General features: G+C 62.7%; 20 protein-coding genes, 1 tRNA gene and 1 riboswitch. Of the genes, 17 read left to right on the top strand and 4 right to left on the bottom strand.

Annotated features, from left to right (window positions below; genetic code table 11):
* The first annotated feature begins 28 nt into the window (after positions 1–28).
* Positions 29–262: riboswitch (cobalamin riboswitch) on the top strand.
* Positions 263–391: 129 nt separating this feature from the next.
* From L0F51_RS04910 to L0F51_RS04885, 6 genes are all read left to right on the top strand, one after another.
* Positions 392–1,399 carry an ABC transporter substrate-binding protein gene (locus L0F51_RS04910; RefSeq protein ID WP_234628195.1) on the top strand — a complete coding sequence of 336 codons (1,008 nt, stop codon included), beginning with the start codon at positions 392–394 and terminating at the stop codon, positions 1,397–1,399.
* Between the two features lie 12 nt (positions 1,400–1,411).
* On the top strand, positions 1,412–2,461 hold the full coding sequence (locus tag L0F51_RS04905) for an iron ABC transporter permease (RefSeq protein WP_234628194.1): 1,050 nt from the start codon (positions 1,412–1,414) through the stop codon (positions 2,459–2,461).
* Complete coding sequence (locus L0F51_RS04900) at positions 2,458–3,243, top strand: ABC transporter ATP-binding protein (protein WP_234628193.1); 786 nt, start codon at positions 2,458–2,460, stop codon at positions 3,241–3,243. Before L0F51_RS04905 ends, L0F51_RS04900 begins: the two co-directional genes overlap by 4 nt.
* Before the next feature lie 2 nt (positions 3,244–3,245).
* Entirely contained in the window at positions 3,246–3,674 is a 429-nt protein-coding gene (locus L0F51_RS04895) for a pseudoazurin (protein ID WP_234628192.1), read from the top strand.
* Between the two features lie 145 nt (positions 3,675–3,819).
* Entirely contained in the window at positions 3,820–4,569 is a 750-nt protein-coding gene (locus tag L0F51_RS04890; protein WP_234628191.1) for a hypothetical protein, read from the top strand.
* A gap of 144 nt (positions 4,570–4,713) precedes the next feature.
* A complete protein-coding gene (locus L0F51_RS04885) occupies positions 4,714–5,145 on the top strand; it encodes an OsmC family protein (protein ID WP_234628190.1) in 432 nt (143 codons plus the stop codon).
* A 55-nt stretch (positions 5,146–5,200) separates the two neighbouring features.
* On the opposite strand, the gene L0F51_RS04880 is transcribed toward L0F51_RS04885, so the two are convergent.
* On the bottom strand, positions 5,201–6,742 hold the full coding sequence (locus L0F51_RS04880; protein WP_234628189.1) for a gamma-glutamyltransferase family protein: 1,542 nt from the start codon (positions 6,740–6,742) through the stop codon (positions 5,201–5,203).
* Between the two features lie 377 nt (positions 6,743–7,119).
* On the opposite strand from L0F51_RS04880, the gene L0F51_RS04875 reads away from it, so the two are divergent.
* On the top strand, positions 7,120–7,425 hold the full coding sequence (locus tag L0F51_RS04875) for an ETC complex I subunit (RefSeq protein WP_234628188.1): 306 nt from the start codon (positions 7,120–7,122) through the stop codon (positions 7,423–7,425).
* A 19-nt stretch (positions 7,426–7,444) separates the two neighbouring features.
* A tRNA-Arg gene (locus tag L0F51_RS04870) sits at positions 7,445–7,520 on the top strand.
* A 71-nt stretch (positions 7,521–7,591) separates the two neighbouring features.
* Here the strand turns inward: L0F51_RS04870 and L0F51_RS04865 are convergent.
* Positions 7,592–8,821: a glycerate kinase gene (locus tag L0F51_RS04865; RefSeq protein WP_234628187.1), complete on the bottom strand. Its 1,230-nt coding sequence runs from the start codon at positions 8,819–8,821 to the stop codon at positions 7,592–7,594.
* Between the two features lie 156 nt (positions 8,822–8,977).
* Between L0F51_RS04865 and L0F51_RS04860 the strand changes: the two genes are divergently transcribed.
* From L0F51_RS04860 to L0F51_RS04845, 4 genes are read left to right on the top strand one after another with little or no spacing between them, the layout of a single operon-like run.
* Entirely contained in the window at positions 8,978–10,702 is a 1,725-nt protein-coding gene (locus L0F51_RS04860) for a glycosyltransferase family 39 protein (RefSeq protein WP_234628186.1), read from the top strand.
* The gene (locus L0F51_RS04855; RefSeq protein ID WP_234628185.1) at positions 10,699–11,520 is read left to right on the top strand and encodes a phosphatase PAP2 family protein; all 822 of its coding nucleotides are present in this window, start codon (positions 10,699–10,701) and stop codon (positions 11,518–11,520) included. The genes L0F51_RS04860 and L0F51_RS04855 overlap by 4 nt, the downstream gene beginning before the upstream one ends.
* Positions 11,517–12,260, top strand: coding sequence for a glycosyltransferase family 2 protein (locus L0F51_RS04850; RefSeq protein WP_234628184.1), 744 nt, complete (start codon positions 11,517–11,519; stop codon positions 12,258–12,260). The genes L0F51_RS04855 and L0F51_RS04850 overlap by 4 nt, the downstream gene beginning before the upstream one ends.
* A complete protein-coding gene (locus L0F51_RS04845) occupies positions 12,253–12,573 on the top strand; it encodes a lipid-A-disaccharide synthase N-terminal domain-containing protein (RefSeq protein ID WP_234628183.1) in 321 nt (106 codons plus the stop codon). The genes L0F51_RS04850 and L0F51_RS04845 overlap by 8 nt, the downstream gene beginning before the upstream one ends.
* A 49-nt stretch (positions 12,574–12,622) precedes the next feature.
* Here L0F51_RS04845 and metC read toward each other — a convergent pair whose 3' ends face one another.
* Positions 12,623–13,783: a cystathionine beta-lyase gene (gene metC, locus L0F51_RS04840; protein ID WP_234628182.1), complete on the bottom strand. Its 1,161-nt coding sequence runs from the start codon at positions 13,781–13,783 to the stop codon at positions 12,623–12,625.
* A 255-nt stretch (positions 13,784–14,038) separates the two neighbouring features.
* On the opposite strand from metC, the gene L0F51_RS04835 reads away from it, so the two are divergent.
* The 5 genes from L0F51_RS04835 (at position 14,039) to L0F51_RS04815 (ending at position 20,008) form a co-directional block, all read left to right on the top strand.
* Positions 14,039–15,055, top strand: coding sequence for an amino acid ABC transporter substrate-binding protein (locus L0F51_RS04835; RefSeq protein ID WP_234628181.1), 1,017 nt, complete (start codon positions 14,039–14,041; stop codon positions 15,053–15,055).
* Positions 15,056–15,154: 99 nt separating this feature from the next.
* Positions 15,155–16,366 carry an amino acid ABC transporter permease gene (locus L0F51_RS04830; RefSeq protein ID WP_234628180.1) on the top strand — a complete coding sequence of 404 codons (1,212 nt, stop codon included), beginning with the start codon at positions 15,155–15,157 and terminating at the stop codon, positions 16,364–16,366.
* Positions 16,367–16,369: 3 nt separating this feature from the next.
* Entirely contained in the window at positions 16,370–17,755 is a 1,386-nt protein-coding gene (locus L0F51_RS04825; protein ID WP_234628179.1) for an amino acid ABC transporter permease, read from the top strand.
* Between the two features lie 69 nt (positions 17,756–17,824).
* A complete protein-coding gene (locus L0F51_RS04820) occupies positions 17,825–18,574 on the top strand; it encodes an amino acid ABC transporter ATP-binding protein (RefSeq protein WP_274605725.1) in 750 nt (249 codons plus the stop codon).
* A gap of 243 nt (positions 18,575–18,817) precedes the next feature.
* Positions 18,818–20,008: an AI-2E family transporter gene (locus tag L0F51_RS04815; protein WP_234628178.1), complete on the top strand. Its 1,191-nt coding sequence runs from the start codon at positions 18,818–18,820 to the stop codon at positions 20,006–20,008.
* Here the strand turns inward: L0F51_RS04815 and L0F51_RS04810 are convergent, their stop codons facing one another.
* On the bottom strand, positions 20,009–20,554 hold the full coding sequence (locus L0F51_RS04810) for a MarR family winged helix-turn-helix transcriptional regulator (RefSeq protein WP_234628177.1): 546 nt from the start codon (positions 20,552–20,554) through the stop codon (positions 20,009–20,011). It lies immediately after the preceding gene.
* Positions 20,555–20,669: the final 115 nt, after the last annotated feature.

Genomic DNA, 20,669 nt, shown 5'->3' with positions numbered 1-20,669 from the left:
ATCCGGCTTGACACTCCGACACCATCCAGCCTTTATCTCAGTCGATGGTTTCCAGCGAAACGAAGACTTCGCTGGGTGAAAAGGGAATACGGTGCGGTGTAGCCAGTAGGCGCCAAATCCGTGACTGCCCCCGCAATTGTGAGCGGAGAGCGACCCCGAACAATGCCACTGGGCGTGCGACGGACACCGTCTAGCGCCTGGGAAGGCTCGGGGAAGCAGAGACCCGCAAGTCAAGAGACCTGCCATCATCATGCAACCAGACCCGGCGGGGATGTCGGGGGAAGGATCGAGATGACAATCTTGTCGTCGACGACAATGCGCGAGTCTCTTTTCGGGCAATCCATTCCGCCTGCCCCCGCGGTTCTCTCTCGGAACCAGGATAGCAGACACAATGCACCGAAACGTCGCGATCGGCCTTGCAGCACTGGCCAGTCTTTCGCTCATCGACGCCGCGCATGCGAACGAAACCAGCTACCCGCTGAGCATCGACAATTGCGGACAAACCATCACGTTCGAGGCCGCGCCTGAGCGCGATGTCACGGTCGGCCAGTCTGCGACTGAGATTCTCTACTCGCTCGGCCTCGGCGACAAGGTCGTCGGGACCTCAGTCTGGTTCAGCGATGTGTTGCCGGAGTTTGCCGAACTCAACAGCGGCATCGAGCGGCTCGCCGACAACGATCCGAGCTTTGAAAGCGTCGTCGCCAAGAAGCCGGGCCTCGTTGCGGTTTCCTATGAGTGGCATATCGGACCGCAGGGCATCGTCGGGACCCGCGAGCAGTTCCATGACGTCGGCATCCCGACCTACATCCTTCCGACCGATTGCGTGAAAGACAATTCCGCTGGCGTCGATGGCACCAGGCTCGAGATGTACAGCACCGACGCCCTGTATCGTGCGATCCGCGAACTTGCGGAGATCCACGACGTCAAGGCGGAGGGTGAGGCGCTCATCAGCGATCTTTCGGAGCGCGAAGCCGCTGCGGTGGAGAAAGCGAAAGAAGCGAAGGCGGGCGACGTTTCCGCGGTCTTCTGGTTTTCGTCTGCCGAAATGGACGTCGATCCCTACGTCGCCGGGCGCAAGGGCGTTCCGGGCTGGATGATGGAAAAGCTCGGCGTCCGCAACGTCGTGGAAAGCGACGAGGAATGGCCGACCGTTGGCTGGGAGACGATCGCCAAGGCCAATCCCGACATCATCGTCGTCGCCAAGATGACCCGCCGCCGCTTTCCTGCCGACGACGTCGAAAAGAAGCTCGAATTCCTCAAGACGGATCCGGTCGCCAAGGAAATGGAAGCCGTCAAGGCGGGGCGGATTCTCGTTATGGACGCCCATTCCATGGATCCCTCCATCCGCAACATCTCGGCACTCGAGATGCTCGCCGATGAACTTCCCAAGCTGAAATAGCAGAGCCCGATTATGGCCACTCAACGACCCGGCCGCTGGCCGGGTCTTCTGACATCGTTGTCGTCGAAACTCGCAATTCTGGGGGCCGCTCTGATCCTCGGGGCCGCGATCGGAGAGACGCGAATCCCGCTGGAAACGGTCGGGCAGGTGCTTGCCATGAAGGTGTTCGGGGGAAGCTATCCTGTCGATCCGATCGATCAGGGCATCGTCTGGAATTACCGCTTCAGCCGGGCAATCGTCGCGGCCTCCTGTGGCGCAGGCCTGGCCGTCTCGGGGCTGGTGCTTCAGACGCTGCTGCGCAATGTGCTCGCTGACCCTTACATTTTAGGGATCTCTGCCGGTGCATCGACCGGAGCCGTGGCTGTCACCATCGCCGGCATCGGCGGTGGTCTCGTGTCGCTCTCGGCCGGCGCTTTCGTCGGCGCCCTCGTGGCGTTCGCGCTCGTCATCGCTCTGGCGCGGGCCGCCGGTGGCTTTGCGGGAACATCGACCGGTCAAGTGATCCTTGCCGGCGTGGCCGGGGCCCAGCTTTTCAATGCGCTCACGTCGCTGATCATCGCGCACTCGGCCAATGCCGAACAGGCGCGCGGCATCATCTTCTGGCTGCTCGGAAATCTGTCCGGTGTGCGCTGGCCTGATGTATGGCTCGCCGCACCCGTCGCGCTCCTGGTGTTTGTCATCATTACGGTCCATGCGCGGGCGCTCGATGCGTTCGCCTTCGGATCGGATGCGGCTGCCTCTCTGGGCATCAACGTATTGAAGACACAGGCGATCCTGATCGGGGCGGCCGCTCTGGTGACGGCCGTTATGGTCAGCATCGTGGGTGCAATCGGCTTCGTCGGACTGGTTGTCCCGCATGCGGCAAGGCTTCTGGTCGGTCCGCGCCATGGCCGGCTCATCCCGATGACGGCGATCACCGGCGCCGTTTTTCTCATCTTCGCCGACATCGTGTCGCGAATCATCATTCCGGGCCAGGTTCTGCCGATCGGTGTCGTGACGGCGCTCGTCGGTGCGCCGGCATTCGCGCTGATCCTGGTGCGCGGTCGCGGAGGGGCGCGATGACGCTGACGGCGCATGCTCTCGGCTGGTCCGCCGGCCGCACTCCGATCGTGTCGGACATCGATCTGACGATCGAGCCCGGCGAGTTTTTCGGTCTTGTCGGACCAAACGGCTCCGGCAAGTCGACATTGTTGCTGCTGCTCTCGGGATTGCGGAAACCATCCCGCGGCCAGGTGATGGTCGGTGATGTCGATATTCAAAAAATCACGCGGTGCGAGGTCGCACGGCGGATCGCTATCGTCGCCCAACAACTCGATACCTCCGACCGGCTTACCGTCCGCGAGACGGTCGAGCTCGGGCGCACGCCATGGCTCGGACCTCTCACTCCCTTTAGCGCGGACGACGACGAAATCGTGGAGAAGGCTCTCGCCGAAACCGGCATCGCGCATCTCGCCGAGCGTCGGTGGCAGACGCTTTCAGGTGGCGAACGTCAGCGCGCCCATATTGCCCGCGCTCTGGCCCAAAAGGCCGACATCCTGATCCTGGATGAACCCACGAACCATCTCGATATCCACCACCAGCTTTCGATTCTCGCGCTCGTCCGGCGCCTGCCGATCACGGTGGTCGTCGCTCTGCACGATCTCAATCAGGCGATGGTGTGCGACCGGCTGGGGTTGATGGCGAAAGGCCAATTGGAGGCGGTCGGCACCCCGAAAGACATTCTGACCGCCACTCGGATCGAACGGGTTTTCGACGTCTGCTCGCGCTCAATCGGCGACCCGGCGAACGGCGAGCCCATCCTGCGCTTTGCGCTATCACAAGAAAATAATCCTGTAGGAGTTTGATCATGAAAGGGTTTCTGGTTCTGGCGCTAGTGCTTGTGAGCAGCTTCGCGCATGCCGAGACCTTCGAGGTGAAGATGCTGAACCGGGGAGAGAAGGGCGCGATGATCTATGAGCCGGATTTCCTGCGTGTGGCGCCGGGCGACACGATCCGTTTCCTTGCGACGACACCGGGTCACAACGCCCGGACCATCGCCGGACTGGCGCCCGAAGGCGCGGAGGAAATCAAGACGCCTCTCGGCGAAACGGCGGATGTGGTGGCCGAGACGCCGGGCATCTATGGCCTCAAATGCAGCCCCCACTATGCCATGGGCATGGTGATGATGATCGCCGTCGGAGAAGAGGCCGACCCTGGAGAACTTGTGCTTCCAGACGACCTGCCCAGGCGGGCGCGACAAAGGTTGGAAGAGATCATCACCGAAAATCGCAAGTGAGGCTATGGTCGCGCGAGCGGGCTCACGGGCACCCAGATTCCGGCGGCGCGCCAAGCCGTCGCCGCAAAGCATCGTCGATCCGAGCCGGGGGATCGTTCCTCAATCCTTGAACGTTTTCTTCGATTGCTGCGACCTGAGATCGTCCATGGTGCCTGCGAAACTCGTCACTCTCAGCTTCTTCCGCTACCCGCGCAGGCAGGCGTGGGGCGCTTTTCTGCGCATGGGATTTCCGGGGGTGATCGACCGCCCGACGCAGCGTTCCGGTCAATTGCGCCTGCTGGGTTGTGGAAGCGGCAGCGGCTTCTCCATTCTCCCGGACTTCACGCGCTACTGTCTCATGGGCGTTCCGGAGCGGCAGGAGGATTTGGCGGGGCTGCGCCAAACCAGGCTTTACCGCAGCGTCGCGGGGCCAAGCATCGAGCAGCTTCATTTCACCGTCCGTCCGGCGCGCGGCCATGGCAGCTGGGACGGTGAGCCACTCTTCGATTATTCGGGACATGACGTCGGCGGGCATCCTTTTGCGGTTCTGACCCTGGCGAGCGTCGCTGCGAAGCGGGTCCGGTCCTTCTGGCGACAGGTGCCGGAGGTCGACCGCTCGCTCAGCGAGGCTGCAGGGTGCCTCTGGCATGTCGGTTTCGGCTCCCATCCCTTGTTGCAGCTCGCGACTTTCAGCATCTGGGAAAACATGGATGCGATGGGTGCCTTCGCCTATCGTGACGGGCAGCATCCGACGGCGATCCGGAAAGCGCGGGGCGAAGACTGGCTGCCGGAATCGCTTTTCGCCCGCTTCGAGATCGAGGCGATCGAGGGCGACGTCGATCGATATCCGGGGCTTGCGATGCTTGTCGCTTCAGATCGTCTTCGACAGCCGCAAGCGCTCTCTATCGCGTCCTAGGCATCGCCTCCGACAGGCGTCGCGCAGGCCATGCCGCCATCCACGCCTTTGCAAGTGGTCACGCTGGCCCATCTATCGTGTCGAAGCAACCGGCTCCGCGGTGCTCGATAAGGCGGCGGAGCCCAGGCAAAGGAGCAACCGACAATGGCGATCACCAAACACGGATCAGCTGTCTGGAAGGGCGGTATCAAGGACGGAAGCGGCACGATCTCCACGGAGACCGGAGCGCTCGACGCGCATCCGTACGGCTTTGCGAGCCGTTTTGAGAGCGGCAAGGGCAGCAACCCCGAGGAGCTCATCGCAGCCGCACATGCCGCCTGCTTTTCGATGGCACTTTCGCTGATGTTGACCCAGGAAGGGATGGCGCCGGAAGAGCTCGACACCTCCGCGGCCGTGACCATCGAGCAGCAGGGTGAGGGGTTCACCATCACCTCCAGCCGCCTGACGCTGAAAGCCAAAGTGCCCGGCATCGACGAAGCGAAATTCCAGGAGATCGCCGGCAAGGCCAAAGAAGGCTGCCCGGTCTCCAAGCTCTTGAATGCCGAGGTGACACTCGAGGCAAGCCTCGTGGGCTGACCCGGCAGACCTGGCGCCGCAGCCTTCTCCCCGAGGCGATGGCTGCGGCGCGTGCCTAAAAGCCCACCGCCTGACCGTCCTTGCGGTGGTCGCTGCCGGCAATATAGCCGTCGGCGAGGCGATGAATGATCTGCGCGCCGCCGAAGCTGAAATCCATGTCTGGTGCGACGCGCTCGATCTGATGGCCCATCCGTGCCAACTCTGCCGCGACATCAGCGTCGATGCCCGTTTCGAGGGCAACGCGGCGCCCGGCGATAAAGCGCCAGCGCGGCGCGTCGCTCGCCGCTTGCGGGTTCTGCCGCCAAAGCTGCGTCCGCAGGACCATCTGCACGTGACCCTGCGCCTGCATCGCGCCGCCCATGACGCCGAAGCTCATTAGGGGGATGCCGTCCCCCATGAGAAAGCCCGGAATGATCGTATGGAAGGGGCGCTTGCCGCCTGCGACCTCGTTTGGGTGGCCTTGCGCGAGCACGAAACCGGAGCCCCGGTTCTGCAGGTGGATGCCGGTTTCGGGCACCACTATGCCGGAACCGAAACCCGCATAATTCGACTGAATGAAGGAAACCATGCGGCCGGCGGCATCTGCGGCCGTGACATAGACCGTTCCGCCGCGCCTCGGTGCGCCGGCGGTGGCGTCTGACGCGTGATTGCGGTCGACCAGCGCGGCGCGTGAAGCAAGGTAATCATCGTCGAGAAGAGCGTCGGGCGAGATCTCCATGTTGGCCGGGTCCGCGACGAAACGATGCGCGTCGGCGAGCGCCAGCTTCATTGCCTCGATTTCAAGATGAAGGGCCTCGGCGCCGTCGGGATCGAGGCTTTCAAGATCGAGCCTGTCCAGAATGCCGAGCGCGATCAGTGCGGCGATGCCTTGTCCGTTCGGCGGAATCTCGTGGAGTTCGGTCCCGCGAAACCGCTGGCTGATTGTCCCGCACCAATCGCAGGCATGGGCCGCGAGATCCTCTTCGTCGAGAACAGCATCATGTTGCCGGGCGAAATCCGCGATTTTGCGGGCGAGCTCGCCGCGATAGAAATCCTCGCCACGACTGTCGGCGATCTTTTTGAGGGATCGGGCAAGGTGCGGATTGCGAAAGGTCTCGCCGGGCCGGGGAACGCGGCCTTCGATGAGAAAGTGGGGCGCGAAGCCAGGTTCGTGGCGCAATCTGTCGGCGCCTCGTGACCATTGCAGCGCAATCGAAGGTGAAACCGCAAATCCCTCTTCGGCATAGGCGATCGCGGGCTCGAATAAGGTCGCGAAGGGAAGGGCGCCGAAACGTTCCGACAGAGCGACCCAGCCCGAGACGGCCCCCGGGACGGTGACGCTCTCCCATCCTTGCTGCGGCATTTCGGAAAGACCGCGGAAGCGTTCCGACGACCAGGCGCGTGGCGAACGCCCGGACGCGTTGAGGCCATGGAGCTCGTTCCCGTCCCAGACGATGGCAAAAGCGTCGGAGCCAAGCCCGTTGCCGGTCGGTTCGACCACCGTCAAAGTGATTGCCGCCGCAAGTGCTGCATCGATCGCGTTTCCGTCGGCAAGCAGCATGCGGAGACCCGCTTGCGCCGCCAGAGGCTGCGAGGTCGAGACCATGTTGCGTGCCATGATCGGGGTGCGCACGCTGACATAGGGATTGTCGTAAGAAAGGGCCGAGATGGTCGTTCTCCATGGCGGGGAAGCGGCGGGCGCTTGCGGGACAGGCAGTCTCGTGAGCTTGTTACAGCGGCCACGCATCGGCAAGCCGGCGCCTGAGATTCTCGCTTCCCTGTCGATGTCTGAGATGGCGGAGACGAAACTCCGCGTGCGCAGAAAGCGTTTGCTCGCCGACGGGACTTTTCGTGGCCCCGACCAGATCCTATAGAGACGACGACCGAGCCGGCCGCGATGGCATGGAATTCGTCGGCATTCCTGCTAGTCTTCTGTTGAAGCAAGGCTGGAATCGCTGCGAAAGGTTTCGGCAAGGCAAAGGACGGCAGAGACGTATGCAGGCGCGCATCTACAAACCGGCTCGCACGGCGATGAGCTCGGGCCAGGCCAAGACGCATGAATGGATTTTGGAATTCGAGCCGGAAACACCGCGCTCGATCGAGCCTTTGATGGGCTATACAGCTTCAAGCGACATGCGCTCGCAGGTGCGTCTGCGCTTCCCCTCGAAGGAGGAGGCCGTGGCCTACGCCCAGCGCAACAAGATCGCCTATCGCGTCTATGAGCCGAAGGAAAAGAAGCGGGCGACGATCTCTTACTCCGACAATTTCAAATTCAATCGGCAGGTGCCGTGGACCCATTAGGCGCACCTTTGCGCCTTCCGGCCCCGTAGCTCAGTGGATAGAGCACCGGCCTTCTAAGCCGATGGTCGCAGGTTCGAATCCTGCCGGGGTCGCCATTGATTTTTTGAATCGAAAAGTGGCTCTAACTTCCTGATCTGGCCTTGTTTGGGGCGCGTCAGTGTGCCCCTCAAAGAGCCAGGATCGCGCGAAAGTCGTTGACGTTCGTCAGCGTCGGACCGCTGATGACGAGATCGCCGAGCGCTTCGAAGAAGCTGTAGGCGTCGTTGCGCGCCAGAGCGTCGTGCGCGTCGAGACCTAGGTCTTTGGCGCGTGCGAGCGTGTCGGGTGCACAAAGCGCGCCGGCATTGTCCTCGGAGCCGTCGATCCCATCCGTGTCGCAGGAGAGCGCATAAATCCCCTCGGCGGAATCGAGCGCGATCGCGAGTGCCAGAAGATACTCCGCGTTGCGGCCGCCGCGCCCGTTACCGCGCAAGGTGACGGTGGTTTCTCCGCCGGACAGAAGCACGAAGGGCCGCGCCAGTTCGCCCCGGGCAAGCTTGGTGCGGGCCAGACGACCATGCTCTGCCCCCAGCTGCCGTGCTTCGCCTTCGAGGTCGTCACCGAGAATGAGCGGAGCAACGCCACAATCGCGGGCGATCTTGGCCGCCTCTTCCAAAGAACGGTGCGGGGCCGCGATGAGACGGAAGGTGCTGCGGGAAAGGCGCAAGGCACCCGGCTTCGGCGTTTCGGCTTCAGGGCTCGCAAGCCATGCCTCGGCCGCGGCGGGGAGCTCAATGCGGAAACGCGCAAGGACATTGCGTGCGTCGGCGAGCGATGTCGGATCGGCGACCGTCGGTCCAGAAGCGATCGCCGCGGGATCGTCGCCTGGAACATCCGAGATGGCGAGGGTCAAAACCGGAGCTGGCCAGGCCGCGGCCGCCAGGCGACCGCCTTTGACGGCGGAGAGATGCTTGCGCACGCAGTTCATGGCGCCGATCGGGGCTCCGGAGGTGAGGAGTGCCCGATTGATCTCCTGCTTGTCGGCAAGGGTCAGGCCATCGGCCGGAGCACTCAAAAGCGCCGAACCGCCACCCGAGATCAGCGCGATGACGAGATCGTCCTCGGTGAGATCCCGGAGAAGATCGAGCATGCGCCGCGCCGCCTTTTCACCTGCCGCGTCAGGGACCGGATGGGCGGCTTCCACGATCTCGATCGATCGGCACGGCACCGCGTGGCCGTAACGTGTCACGACCAGGCCTTCGAGAGGTCCCTTCCAATTGTCTTCCAGGGTTTTGGCCATGGCCGCCGAAGCCTTGCCTGCCCCGATGACGATGGTGCGGCCGGCCGGCGGCGAGGGCAGGTGGGGCGGCAGGCAGGTCGCCGGGTCGGCAGCCCGAACTGCCGCGGCAAAAAGCATTCGCAGGAAAGCCTTTGGCTGGGAAAGATTGGGAGCGCTCAACATTGAGATCGCATCGTCGCTGGCCCTTGTCGTTAGCACCGCCGCGCGCGGCGCTTGCGTGCCGGCCCTTGCCGGCTTAGCACCAGCCGCGAATGTTCAAAAGGCGAGACTTCGATGTCTGAGGCTCCGTTGGATGCGCGACGCTCGCGGCTTATCGGCTGGCCAAGCCGCTTTGCGCCCCTTGCGGGACTGATCACGATCCTCGTCGCGATCATCCTGTTTCTGCCCGGTCTGACGGCGCTGCCACCGATCGATCGGGACGAGGCGCGTTTCGTCCAGGCGACGAAGCAGATGCATGAGAGCGGCGATTTCGTCGACATCCATTTCCAATCCGAAACGCGCTACAAGAAGCCCGTCGGCATCTACTGGCTGCAGGCGGCTGCGACCGCGCCTTTCGGTGGAGCCGAGGCTCCGATCTGGGCCTACAGGATCCCGTCGGCGGTTGGCGCCGTGCTCGCGGTCCTTGCCACCTATCTCGCCGGGCTGTCGCTTTTCGGCCGGCGCGCGGCCTTCATCGGCTCGCTGCTCATGTCCGCCACGATCCTTCTCGGGGTCGAAGCGCGGCTTGCCAAGACCGATGCGGTGCTGCTGGCGCTCACTGTTTTTGCGCAGGCGATCATGGCGCGCGCCTGGATGAGCGGGCGGGGCGAGGCAGAAGAGAGCGCCGGACTGACAGCGCCGCCGTCGCGCGAGCCACTTTCCTGGCCGCTCGCACTCGCGTTCTGGATTGCGCTTGGCGCCGGGATCCTGGTCAAGGGCCCGGTCATCGTCATGGTCTGCGGCCTGACGCTGATTTCCCTGATGATCGGCTCGCGCTCGTTCGTCCCGCTCTTGCGTCTCCGGCCATTGCCCGGGCTCGTCGCGATGCTCATCGTGACGCTGCCCTGGTTCGTGGCGATTACGCTTCTCTCCGACGGGGCCTTTTTCGGGGATTCGGTCGGGCATGATTTGATGGCCAAGGTGGCGAGCGGGCAGGAGAGCCACGGCGCGCCTCCGGGCACCTATCTTGGACTTTTCTTCGCGACGGCCTGGCCGCTCACCCCCTTCGCGCTCCTTGCTCTGCCGATGATGATCCGGCAATGGCGCCATCCTGACATTTTCTTCTGTCTGGTCTGGATCGTGCCCGCCTGGCTCGTCTTCGAGGCGGTGCCGACCAAGCTTCCCCATTACGTCTTGCCGCTTTATCCCGCTTTCGCGCTCCTCGCCGGCGCAGCCATGGTTCGCGGGGCGGTGGTCACCCGGGCCTCGCTGCGGATCATCATCGGGCTCTTGGCCGCGGCCGTTCCCGTCTTCGTCGCCATCGGCATCGTGGTCCTGCCGCTCTATCTGGAGAAGCGTCTTCCCGCCGGTGCGGATGTGGCGGCGGTGGCCGCCGCAGTCATGGGACTTCTCGCCGCCCGAGCGTTGATGAGGGGACGCGACGAGCGGGCCGTCGCCGCCTCGGTCCTTTCCGCGGCACTCCTTTATGTCGGTGCCTTCCAGCTGGCCTTCCCGGGGCTCGATGCGATTCGCGTCTCGGAACGCGCGGTCGCTGAAGCTGAGACGGTGTCGTCGTGCCCCAATCCGGAGCTGGCGGCGACCGGCTACACCGAGCCGAGCCTCGTCTTCTTCGGCGGCACGGATGTGGTTCTCGGATCCTCCGAGGACGTCGCGAAATTCCTGGAAGAGCCCGGATGCCGCGTCGGTCTGGTCGAGGCGCGGCGTGACGCTGAGTTCCACGCATCGGTCGCTGCCGACGGGCTGACGGTCGTGCGTCGGGGCGAGGTCTCTGGATACAATTATTCGCGCGGGCGGCCGGTCACGGTCGGCATCTACGAAACGGCTCCGGCTGCCCAATGAGTGATTTTAAGGACCGCTGGAGCCTGACCGCGCGGCAGCATCTCGTGCGGGGACGCGAGCGGGCGCTCGCTTTTTCGCGTCTTCTGAACGAGAGGCAGCGCGATCGCCGTCATCCGCCGTATCGCCCCACCCCGATCGGCGTTCTCAACGGCTTTGTTCTCGTCGGGAGCCTGCTCGTCGTTCTTTTCATTCTGGCGGATCCCTATCTGACGCTGTTTCAGGCGACGATGCAGCCGGAGGTGCGCGACTTCCTCGAATTCGTCACCGATATCGGCAAGTCCGACTGGATGCTGATCGCCACCGGCGGTTTTCTGATCTACCAGATTTTTCGGGATATCTCGGTGCACGGCATCAGGCGGCGCGCCGCTGTCGTGCGGGCCTCCGCGACGGCGACCTACCTGTTCGTCTCCGTGCTGGCGGCCGGTCTCATCGTCGTCGTCCTGAAATACGTGATCGGGCGGGCGCGCCCGAAGCTTTTCGACACGGAAGGTCTGGCCGCCTTCCATCCGTTTTCGTTCGATCCGAGCTGGGCGAGTTTTCCCTCGGGCCATGCGACGAATGTCGCCGCGCTCGGCGTGGCACTGGCGCTGCTGTTTCCGCGGGCGCGAATCGTCATCCTGACCGGGGCCTTCTGGATCGCCGTCAGCCGTCTTGCGACGCGCTCGCATTATCCGACCGACGTTGTTGCCGGTTTTCTTCTCGGTGGGGCCGTGGCCTGGCTCACCGCACGCATATTCGCAGAACGCCGTCTCGTCTTCCGCCTGGACGCGGCTGGCCGCATTGAAAGGCGCCATGTGCACCAGAAAGGCACGTCATGACTTCGCCCCTCTCGCCGGAAGTCTCCGTCATCGTCCCGTGCAAGGACGAGGCCGGCAATATCGGGTTCCTGATCGACGAAATCGCAACGGCGCTTTCCGGGCGGTCCTTCGAAATCCTCGTCGTCGATGATGGATCCCGTGACGGGACCGGTGAAACCGTCCGCGCCAGCGCGCGCCAGCACCCGCAGGTGCGGCTGTTGCGGCATGAGACGAGCGCCGGCCAAAGCGCTGCGATTCGCAGTGCTCTCGAAGCGGCCAAGGGCGATGCCGTCGTCACCATCGACGGAGACGGGCAGAACGACCCGGCCTATATTCCAGCACTTCTCGATGCACTCTCCGCGGGTGGCGATCAGGTCGGCCTGGCAGCCGGGCAGCGGATCGGGCGCAAGGCGAGCTTTGCCAAGCGCTACGGGTCGCGTATCGCCAACCGGGTGCGGCGGGCACTCCTCGATGACCAGGTGCGAGACACCGGTTGCGGCCTCAAGGCCGTCCGCCGCACGTTGTTCTTGCGCCTGCCTTATTTTGATGGTTGGCACCGCTTTCTGCCCGCGCTGGTGCGGCGGGAAGGCTACGAGATCGCACTCGTCGACGTGGCGGACCGGGAACGGCGGCACGGCACCTCGAAGTATGGCATCTTCGATCGCCTTTGGGTTGGCATTGCCGATCTTTTCGGGGTGTGGTGGTTGGCCAGCCGGCGCAAGGTACGTCCGCAGCTGAGCGAGGAGAATCTGGATGAGTGACGTGTGGAACTGGATCCACGAGGTCTTTGTCGAGCAGTTCAGTCTGTGGATTGCGCTCGGCTTCGTCGCCCAGTTCATGTTCATGATGCGCTTCGTCATCCAATGGCTGGCGAGCGAGAGGGCAGGGAGGTCCGTCGTTCCTGTGGCCTTCTGGTTCTTCTCGGTCTTTGGCGGGTTCCTGCTTTTTATCTATGCACTGCATCGGCAAGACCCCGTCTTCATCCTCGGCCAGGGTCTCGGCCTTTTCATTTATTTCCGCAACTTGTGGCTGATTTTCCGTGAGGACAAATCGCCCATGAAAAGCGCCGGCTGAGAGGCTCTCAGCCGGCCTGCCATGCATTCATTCGGCGGCCTGATGTCGATCAGGCTGCGATCGCTGCAAGAGCCTGCTCAAGGTCTGCGATCTGGTCTTCGACGGCCTCCAGGCCGATCTGAAGACGGATCACCGGGCCCGCCTGCCATGTCGTGACGCTTCGCGTTTCCCGCAGCTCCGCCAGAGTGGCCAGGCTCTCAAAGCCGCCCCAGGAAAAGCCGAGGCCGAAAAGACGCAGGGCGTTCAGGAAGGTCGCGGCTTCGTCTTCGGTGCCGGCCAGCTCAAAGGCGAAGAGCCCGCTCGAGCGACCGAAATAGCGCTTCCAATTGTCATGCCCTGGGCAGCTTTCCATCGCCGGATGAAGAAGTCGGGCGACCTTCGGCTGGTCTCTAAGCCATTTCGCCACCTCAAGGGCCTGACCTTCGTGCTGATCCATACGCAGCTTCATGGTGCGCAGGCCGCGCATGGCGAGATAGATCTCGTCGGGGCCCGCCTGGATGCCAAGATTGGCGTGTGTGGCGGAGAGTTTTGGCCACATCCGCTCATTGGCGCTGATCGAGCCGATGAGCACGTCGGCATGACCGCCGACATATTTGGTGCCCGCCTGAATGGAGAGGTCGAAACCTTCGACGATCGGCTTGTAGAGAAGCGGCGTCGCCCATGTGTTGTCGATCATCGTGATCGCACCGGCGGCCTTGGCGAGTTCGAGTGTCGCTCCGATATCGGGGACTTCGAAGGTCAGCGAGCCGGGGGCTTCGACGAAGACCGCGCTTGCACCGCCATTGAGGGCTGACTTCAGAGCCTCGAGATCCATTGGATCGTAATAGCTCGTCCTCATTCCCCAGCGCTTCAATGTCTGGTTGCAGAAGCGCCGCGTCGGCCCATAGACGTTGTCGGGCACGAGAATTTCTTCACCGGCCGAGAGCGCCGACAAGATCGCGACCGTGACCGCGGCAAGGCCCGAAGGAACGAGGACCGTTCCAGAGGCTTCTTCGAGCTCGGTCCAGACCTCGTTGAACGCCTCGATTGTCGGCGTGTTCATGAGACCATAGGCGTAGCGGCTCTCGCGTCGCCCTTTCATCTCGTCCACATCGTTGAAGAGAACGGTCGATGCCCGGACCAGAGGCGGATTGATGAAGCCGTGAAATTCCTTCGGGTGGCGCCCGCCGTGGGTGACGAGAGTTGCCGCTTTGCGGGGGGTGCTGGACATGCTTGTTTCGTCCTTGTTTTTACTCATGCGGATCTCCGCGTCATTTGATCGCCTCTCGAAATTGCCTCTGTTTGCCTCAGACGACCTCAGGGCCGCAGGCTTGACCGGGGCCAGTAGATAGCTTTCGATGGCCGCATGGACGGGGTTGCGTCAAGCGGCGTCTGGCAGGGAAGAGCGAGGCGGGGCTGCTTCGCTTTGGACGCATGACTGCAAATCATCGTTCTAAGAACCAAACCGGTGAACAGGAATCGTCATATGAAGAAATCCATCGTACCGCTCGTAGCCGGAGCGGCCCTCGCTGTGACGGCCGTCTCCGCGTCTGCGGCGACGCTTGACGACGTGAAGGCCAAAGGCTCCGTGCAATGCGGCGTGAGCCAGGGTCTTCCAGGCTTCTCGAACCCCGATGCGCAAGGCAATTGGTCCGGCCTCGACGTGGACACGTGCAAGGCGATCGCCGCCGCCATTTTCGGCAATGGTGATGCCGCAAAGTTCACACCTCTTTCGGCGAAGGAGCGCTTTACCGCGCTGCAATCGGGCGAAGTCGACGTTCTCACGCGCAACACCACCTGGACGATGTCGCGCGATACCGATCTCGGGCTGAACTTCACGGGCGTGAACTATTACGACGGCCAGGGCTTCATGGTGCCGAAGGATCTCGGCGTCTCATCGGCTCTGGAGCTTTCGGGCGCCAGCGTTTGCACGAACACCGGCACCACGACCGAGCTCAATGTCGCGGATTATTTCCGCAGCCACGACATGGATTACGAAGTGGTCGCCTTTGAGAAGGCCGACGAGGTCGTGGCCGCCTACGATGCCGGCCGCTGCGATGTCTACACGACCGATCAGTCGGGCCTTTACGCCCAGAAGCTGAAGCTCACCAATCCCGACGACCATGTCATCCTGCCGGAGATCATCTCCAAAGAGCCGCTCGGCCCGGCCGTTCGCCAGGGTGACGATCAGTGGTTCAACGTCGTCAAGTGGACGCTGTTTGCGCTCATCAACGCCGAAGAGCTCGGCGTCACGCAGGACAACGTCGACGAGATGAAGAACTCCGACAATCCCTCGATCAAGCGCCTTCTCGGGACTGAAGGCTCGTTCGGCGAGTCGATTGGTCTCGACAAAGAGTGGGCGGTGAACGCGATCAAGGCCGTCGGCAATTACGGCGAGATGTTCAACCGCAATGTCGGCCCCGATACGGAGCTCGGCATCGACCGAGGGCTGAACAAGCTGTGGAGCGACGGCGGTCTGCAATACGCGCCGCCGGTTCGCTAAGAATAAACATGGGCCCGGCCGAGCGATCGGCCGGGCCCCTTGCCATCAAACCGGGCGCTCACGATCCGGGATGGCATGGAACCTGCTAGCCGAGGGGACATGGCTGTTCAGGACGTATTGCCGAGCCGAAAAGGCTCGAGTGGATTTTCTGCACTCAACGACCAGCGCGTACGTGGCGTGATCTTTCAGGTTCTCCTGATCGTCGCCATTGTCAGTTTCGCCTGGTGGATCATTCACAACACCGCCGCCAATTTGCGGGCACAAGGCATCGGTTTCGGCTTCGGCATTCTGCGGGATTCGGCCGGTTTCCAGATCAATCAGACATTGATCGACTACCAGGAAACCTCGTCCTACGTCCGCGTCTACTTCGTCGGGCTGCTCAACACGCTGCTTGTGTCCTTCATTGGCGTGCTCCTCGCCACGATCATCGGCTTCATCGTCGGGATCTCCAGGCTTTCCAGGAACTGGGTCGTCGCGAAGGCGGCCTATGTCTACATCGAGGTTCTGCGGAACATCCCGCTGCTCTTGCAGATCTTCATCTGGTATTTTGCGGTTCTGCGGCTCCTGCCGGCCAAGCGCGATGCGATCGACCTCGGACCGTTCGGGCTTCTGAACATTGCGGGCTGGTACGCGCCCAATCCGGTCCTCGGGCGGGGCTTCGCGCTCGTGGTGGTTGCTTTCATAATAGGCATCGTCGCAACTTTTGTTCTTCGCGCCTGGGCGAGACGGCGGCAGATGGCGACCGGTCAGATCTTTCCGCTCTTCCGCGTGGCGCTCGCGCTCATCATCGGGCTGCCGCTCGTTGCCTATTTCGTCGCCGGCTTTGCGTTCGCCAATCCTCCGTTCTCTTTGGAGTATCCGACGCCGGGCAATTTCGGCCCGCGCGGTGGCTTGCGTGTCTTCCCTGAATTCATCGGGCTTTTGATGGCGCTCAGCTTCTACACGGCCTCCTTTATCGCGGAGATCGTGCGGGCGGGGATTCTCGCGGTGCCGAATGGCCAGACAGAGGCATCTTACTCCCTCGGATTGCGGCCCGGTCACACTTTGCGGCTGGTGGTCATCCCGCAAGCCATGCGCGTGATCATACCACCGCTGACGAGCCAGTATCTCAATCTGACGAAGAACTCCTCGCTTGCGGTCGCGATCGCCTATCCCGACCTCGTTTCGGTTTTCGCGGGGACCGCGCTCAACCAGACGGGACGCGCGGTGGAGTTCATCCTCATCACCATGGCCACCTATCTGACGATCTCGCTTGTCACCTCGCTCTTCATGAACTGGTACAACCGCAGCGTCGCGCTGGTGGAGCGCTGAGCCATGTCCGATATCCAATCCGAAACCGATCTCGTTTATGTCCGCGACGAGATGCTGTCTCAGTCTCCGCCGCCGCACCGCGAGAGCGGACCCCTGGGCTGGCTGCGCAAGAATCTCTTTTCGAGCTGGTCGAACGCGCTTCTGACGCTGATCGCGCTTTACGTGATCTGGATCGTCGTGCCGCCGCTTGTCGATTTTGCGTTGGTTCAGGCGGTGTGGTCCGGCGAAAGCCGCGACGTCTGCACCACGATCAACCAGGGCGGCATCCAGCCGAACGGCTGGTTCGGGGCGTGCTGGCCCTACGTGAAGGACTATTTTGCCCAGTTCATCTATGGGCGCTATCCGGTCGAGGAGCGTTGGCGGGTGAACATCGTCTTCGCTCTCTTCATCATCGGCGTCGTGCCGCTCCTCGTCCCGTCGGCACCCTTCAAGGGCATCAATCTGATCTACATGGCCTTGGTCTTTCCTGTGGCCGCGCTCCTGCTTTTGACGGGCGGGCATATGGAGTTCGACAGCATGATCGGGATCGGGCGGGAGCTCGCACCGCTCGGAAGCGGCCTCGATTTCTGGATCGAATATGCGCTTTTGACCCTGGTCGTGCTCGGGATCGCTTTTGCGTGGGCACGGGGGACAGGAGCTCCAGCGGGTGGGCTGCTAAAGCTCGTCCTGACGATGATGCTTGCGTTGGCAGCGGTCATCTTCGTGCTCAGCCTCGATCTCGGGCTTGAGTTCGTTCCGACGTCGATCTGGGGCGGACTGCTTGTGACGCTGGTCATTGCGATCACCGGCATTGCCGCGTCTTTGCCGCTTGGCGTCGTGCTTGCTCTCGGGCGTCGCTCCGACATGCCGATCGTGCGCTTCGTCTGCGTCGTCTTTATCGAATTCTGGCGCGGCGTCCCCTTGATCACCGTCCTGTTCATGTCCTCGGTGATGCTGCCGCTGTTTTTGCCGGAAGGCGTTTCCTTCGACAAACTCCTGCGCGCGCTGATCGGCGTCGCCCTATTCTCCGCCGCCTATATGGCCGAGGTCATCCGGGGCGGGCTGCAGGCGATCCCGAAGGGGCAATACGAGGGCGCGGACGCGGTCGGCCTTGCCTATTGGCAAAAAATGCGGCTCATCATTCTGCCGCAGGCGCTGACGCTCGTGATCCCGGGCATCGTCAACACCTTCATCGGCCTTTTCAAGGACACGACGCTCGTTTTGATCATCGGCCTGTTCGATTTTCTCGGCCAGATCCAGTCGAGCTTTACCGACCCCAGCTGGTCGACGCCGGTTCAGGCGACGACCGCCTATTTCTTTGCAGCCTGCGTCTACTGGATTTTCTGTTTTTCCATGTCGCGGTATTCGATCTTCACCGAAAACCGCCTTCGCACCGGCCATGCGCGTTAGGAGCCCCCTTTGATGAGTGATACCGAGACAAGCGCCCACATCTCTTCCGACGAGAATGGTGCGGCCGACATGATGGACCCGAACGCCGGTCCTGCCGTGGAGATGCGCGGCGTCAACAAATGGTTCGGCGAGTTCCATGTCTTGCGCGACATCAATCTGAATGTGCGTCGTGGCGAGCGTATCGTGGTGTGCGGACCGTCGGGCTCGGGCAAGTCGACGATGATCCGCTGCATCAATCGGCTCGAAGAGCATCAGAAGGGCGACATCATCGTCGACGGGATCGAGCTCACCAACGACCTGAAGAAGATCGACGAGATTCGTCGCGAAGTCGGCATGGTGTTCCAGCACTTCAATCTCTTCCCGCATCTCACGATCCTGGAGAATTGCACGCTGGCGCCGATTTGGGTGCGCAAGATGCCCAAGCGCGAGGCCGAAGAGGCGGCTATGCATTATCTGGAGCGGGTGAAAATCCCCGAGCAGGCCAACAAATATCCGGGACAGCTTTCTGGCGGCCAGCAGCAGCGTGTGGCGATCGCCCGCGCTTTGTGCATGAACCCGCGCATCATGCTCTTCGACGAGCCGACCTCCGCGCTCGATCCGGAGATGATCAAGGAGGTGCTCGACGTGATGGTGGATCTCGCCAAATCCGGCATGACCATGCTCGTCGTCACGCACGAGATGGGCTTTGCGCGGCAGGTGGCGAACCGGGTCATCTTCATGGATGCCGGTCAGATCGTGGAGCAGAACGAACCCGAGCAGTTCTTCACGAACCCGCAGCACGACCGCACCAAGCTCTTCCTCTCGCAGATTCTGCATTGATCGCCGGGCAGGCTGGGTTTTCAGACAGGCCGGCAGCGGCTCGAGCACGTCGAAGCCTTCGGCGCTTGAGCCGCTGTCGGTTGTCTTCAGCCTGCCGCTTGTGCGGGTTGGAAGCGCAGAAGGCGGGGAGTTGCTTCGTCAGGCGCTGAGACCGGTAGGAAGCTATTCAAACTGCTTGCGATTATGGCGGAACTGCGGACTTCGCAGGGCGTTTGAAGCGGGTAGCAGACACCCGCCAGGCCCATGACTTCAACCGATTCCGACGCCACTGCACGTCCCTCGGACGCGACGCCTCAGCAAGCCGACGCGCCTCCTGAGCCTCAGCGCCAACGCGCGTCCTGGCCCCTGACGGGCCTGTTTCTGATCGCTCTTATCGGCTCGCTCTATCTGGCGAAGGGGTTCTTCCTGCCGGTCGTGCTGGCGTTCCTGTTTGCGCTCGTCCTGAGCCCCGTGGTGCGATTCTTTTCGCGGCGGGGGATCGCGGAGTGGGTGACGGGGGCACTTCTTGTCTCATCCACCTTCATCATGCTCGTCGGCGGCTCCTACATCCTGAGCGATCCGATCGGCGAGTGGGTCGACCGTGCGCCGAGCATTGCGCGAGAGCTGGAGCGCAAGGTCGGGCATCTGCGCGGTTCGGTGGCCCAGCTCGAGCGTGCTTCCAAGGAAGTCGACAAGATCACGACGGGAAAGGGCGGTTCGGCGCCCGATGCCGCCCAGGAGGTGGTGCTGCGCGAGCCTGGGCTCTTGTCGGATGTCGCGACCAGCACGCCCGATATCCTGGCCCGCGTTCTCCTCTGTCTCGTCCTGCTCTTCTTCCTGCTGGCGTATTCGGAGCTCTTCTACGTCAAGCTCGTTCGTTCGATGCCCTCGCTCAGTGATAAAAAGCGGGCCTTGCGGATTGCGCACGACATCGAGCGCGAGCTGTCGCGCTACCTCTTCACCGTCACCTTCATCAACACGATGCTCGGGATCGCGATCGGTTCCGGCATGTGGGTCATCGGCATGCCCAACCCGGTGCTTTGGGGCATCCTGGCGACATTGCTGAATTTCATTCCCTATGTCGGGTCGATGATGGGCATCGGCCTTTCAGCCGTGGTCGGCATCGTGACGTTTCCGACACTCGGCGAAGCTTTCTACCCGCCGCTCATCTATCTCTTCTTCACCGCCATGGAGGGCAATTTCATCACTCCGATGGTGGTCGGCCGACGGCTTGAAATGAACCCGGTGGCGGTCTTTCTGTCGATCGCCTTCTGGGGCTGGCTGTGGGGTTTCGTCGGCATGTTCATGGCCGTGCCGCTTCTCGTGGCGATCAAGATCTTCGCGACGAATATCCCGAGCCTCGGGGCCGTGGCCGAGTTTCTCTCCGGCGATCCCCGGCGCGCCGTCGAGGAGCCCGAGGAGGCAGATGAAGCGAGCGCTCCGAGTGGGGGATAGTCACTTTTTCTGAGGCTTCGGCCTTGGTTGCCGCGCCTGCTTGGGCCGCGCCGGCTTGGGACGTGCCGGCGTGGGTTGCTGCGGAGGCGGGGAGGGCAGCTCTTCCGTCATCTCCTTGAGCGAGTCCGACAGGGCAAGATTCACCTGCGTGAGCATCTGAGCGAATTTCTCGCGGTCGGCCTGCTTCCAGGCGCCAAACAGCGTCTCGATGCGTCCAAGCCTTGCCAGGCGCATCGTCTCGGCGCTCTCGGCGCCGAGCCGCGTGCGCTCGATCAGGGTGCTGCGTCCGTCGGCCGGATTTTTGACGCGGCGGATCAGGCGCCGCCGCTGCATGGCGGCGATCTGCCTCGTGACGGTTGAATCGTCGAGGTCGAGGTGGTGGGCGAGGTCGGTGACGCTGGCGGGGCCTTCGCGCAATTGCAGCAGCAGAAGATAATGGGCGCGCTCAAGGGGATAGCCGCGTTTGCGGTGGACCGCCTCCAGCCTTCGCGCAAAGAACGCCAGTTCGCGTTCCAGCTTTTCGATTACCGCCGTCGTGTCTGTCATGCCGGCCTCCCGCTCGTGCGCGGCCTTATCAAAATACCTGTATTATACAACTTGTTCTTGGGTGCGGGCCGCGCATATGCCTGTATCATACACCTGTTTTTGACGTTCAGGATCC

The sequence above is a fragment of the Afifella sp. H1R genome, assembly GCF_021462425.1.
GTDB classification, from domain to species: Bacteria; Pseudomonadota; Alphaproteobacteria; order Rhizobiales; family Afifellaceae; genus Afifella; species Afifella aestuarii.
The sequence above is the reverse complement of the archived record's forward strand: the minus strand, read 5'-3'. Positions and strand labels throughout refer to the sequence as shown.

Coding starts and splice junctions, on each gene's coding strand:
- L0F51_RS04910 (WP_234628195.1), top strand. CDS start 392: ATGCACCGAAACGTCGCGATCGGCCTTGCAGCACTGGCCAGTCTTTCG.
- L0F51_RS04905 (WP_234628194.1), top strand. CDS start 1,412: ATGGCCACTCAACGACCCGGCCGCTGGCCGGGTCTTCTGACATCGTTG.
- L0F51_RS04900 (WP_234628193.1), top strand. CDS start 2,458: ATGACGCTGACGGCGCATGCTCTCGGCTGGTCCGCCGGCCGCACTCCG.
- L0F51_RS04895 (WP_234628192.1), top strand. CDS start 3,246: ATGAAAGGGTTTCTGGTTCTGGCGCTAGTGCTTGTGAGCAGCTTCGCG.
- L0F51_RS04890 (WP_234628191.1), top strand. CDS start 3,820: ATGGTGCCTGCGAAACTCGTCACTCTCAGCTTCTTCCGCTACCCGCGC.
- L0F51_RS04885 (WP_234628190.1), top strand. CDS start 4,714: ATGGCGATCACCAAACACGGATCAGCTGTCTGGAAGGGCGGTATCAAG.
- L0F51_RS04880 (WP_234628189.1), bottom strand. CDS start 6,742: ATGGCACGCAACATGGTCTCGACCTCGCAGCCTCTGGCGGCGCAAGCG.
- L0F51_RS04875 (WP_234628188.1), top strand. CDS start 7,120: ATGCAGGCGCGCATCTACAAACCGGCTCGCACGGCGATGAGCTCGGGC.
- L0F51_RS04865 (WP_234628187.1), bottom strand. CDS start 8,821: ATGCTTTTTGCCGCGGCAGTTCGGGCTGCCGACCCGGCGACCTGCCTG.
- L0F51_RS04860 (WP_234628186.1), top strand. CDS start 8,978: ATGTCTGAGGCTCCGTTGGATGCGCGACGCTCGCGGCTTATCGGCTGG.
- L0F51_RS04855 (WP_234628185.1), top strand. CDS start 10,699: ATGAGTGATTTTAAGGACCGCTGGAGCCTGACCGCGCGGCAGCATCTC.
- L0F51_RS04850 (WP_234628184.1), top strand. CDS start 11,517: ATGACTTCGCCCCTCTCGCCGGAAGTCTCCGTCATCGTCCCGTGCAAG.
- L0F51_RS04845 (WP_234628183.1), top strand. CDS start 12,253: ATGAGTGACGTGTGGAACTGGATCCACGAGGTCTTTGTCGAGCAGTTC.
- metC (WP_234628182.1), bottom strand. CDS start 13,783: ATGTCCAGCACCCCCCGCAAAGCGGCAACTCTCGTCACCCACGGCGGG.
- L0F51_RS04835 (WP_234628181.1), top strand. CDS start 14,039: ATGAAGAAATCCATCGTACCGCTCGTAGCCGGAGCGGCCCTCGCTGTG.
- L0F51_RS04830 (WP_234628180.1), top strand. CDS start 15,155: ATGGCTGTTCAGGACGTATTGCCGAGCCGAAAAGGCTCGAGTGGATTT.
- L0F51_RS04825 (WP_234628179.1), top strand. CDS start 16,370: ATGTCCGATATCCAATCCGAAACCGATCTCGTTTATGTCCGCGACGAG.
- L0F51_RS04820 (WP_274605725.1), top strand. CDS start 17,825: ATGATGGACCCGAACGCCGGTCCTGCCGTGGAGATGCGCGGCGTCAAC.
- L0F51_RS04815 (WP_234628178.1), top strand. CDS start 18,818: ATGACTTCAACCGATTCCGACGCCACTGCACGTCCCTCGGACGCGACG.
- L0F51_RS04810 (WP_234628177.1), bottom strand. CDS start 20,554: ATGACAGACACGACGGCGGTAATCGAAAAGCTGGAACGCGAACTGGCG.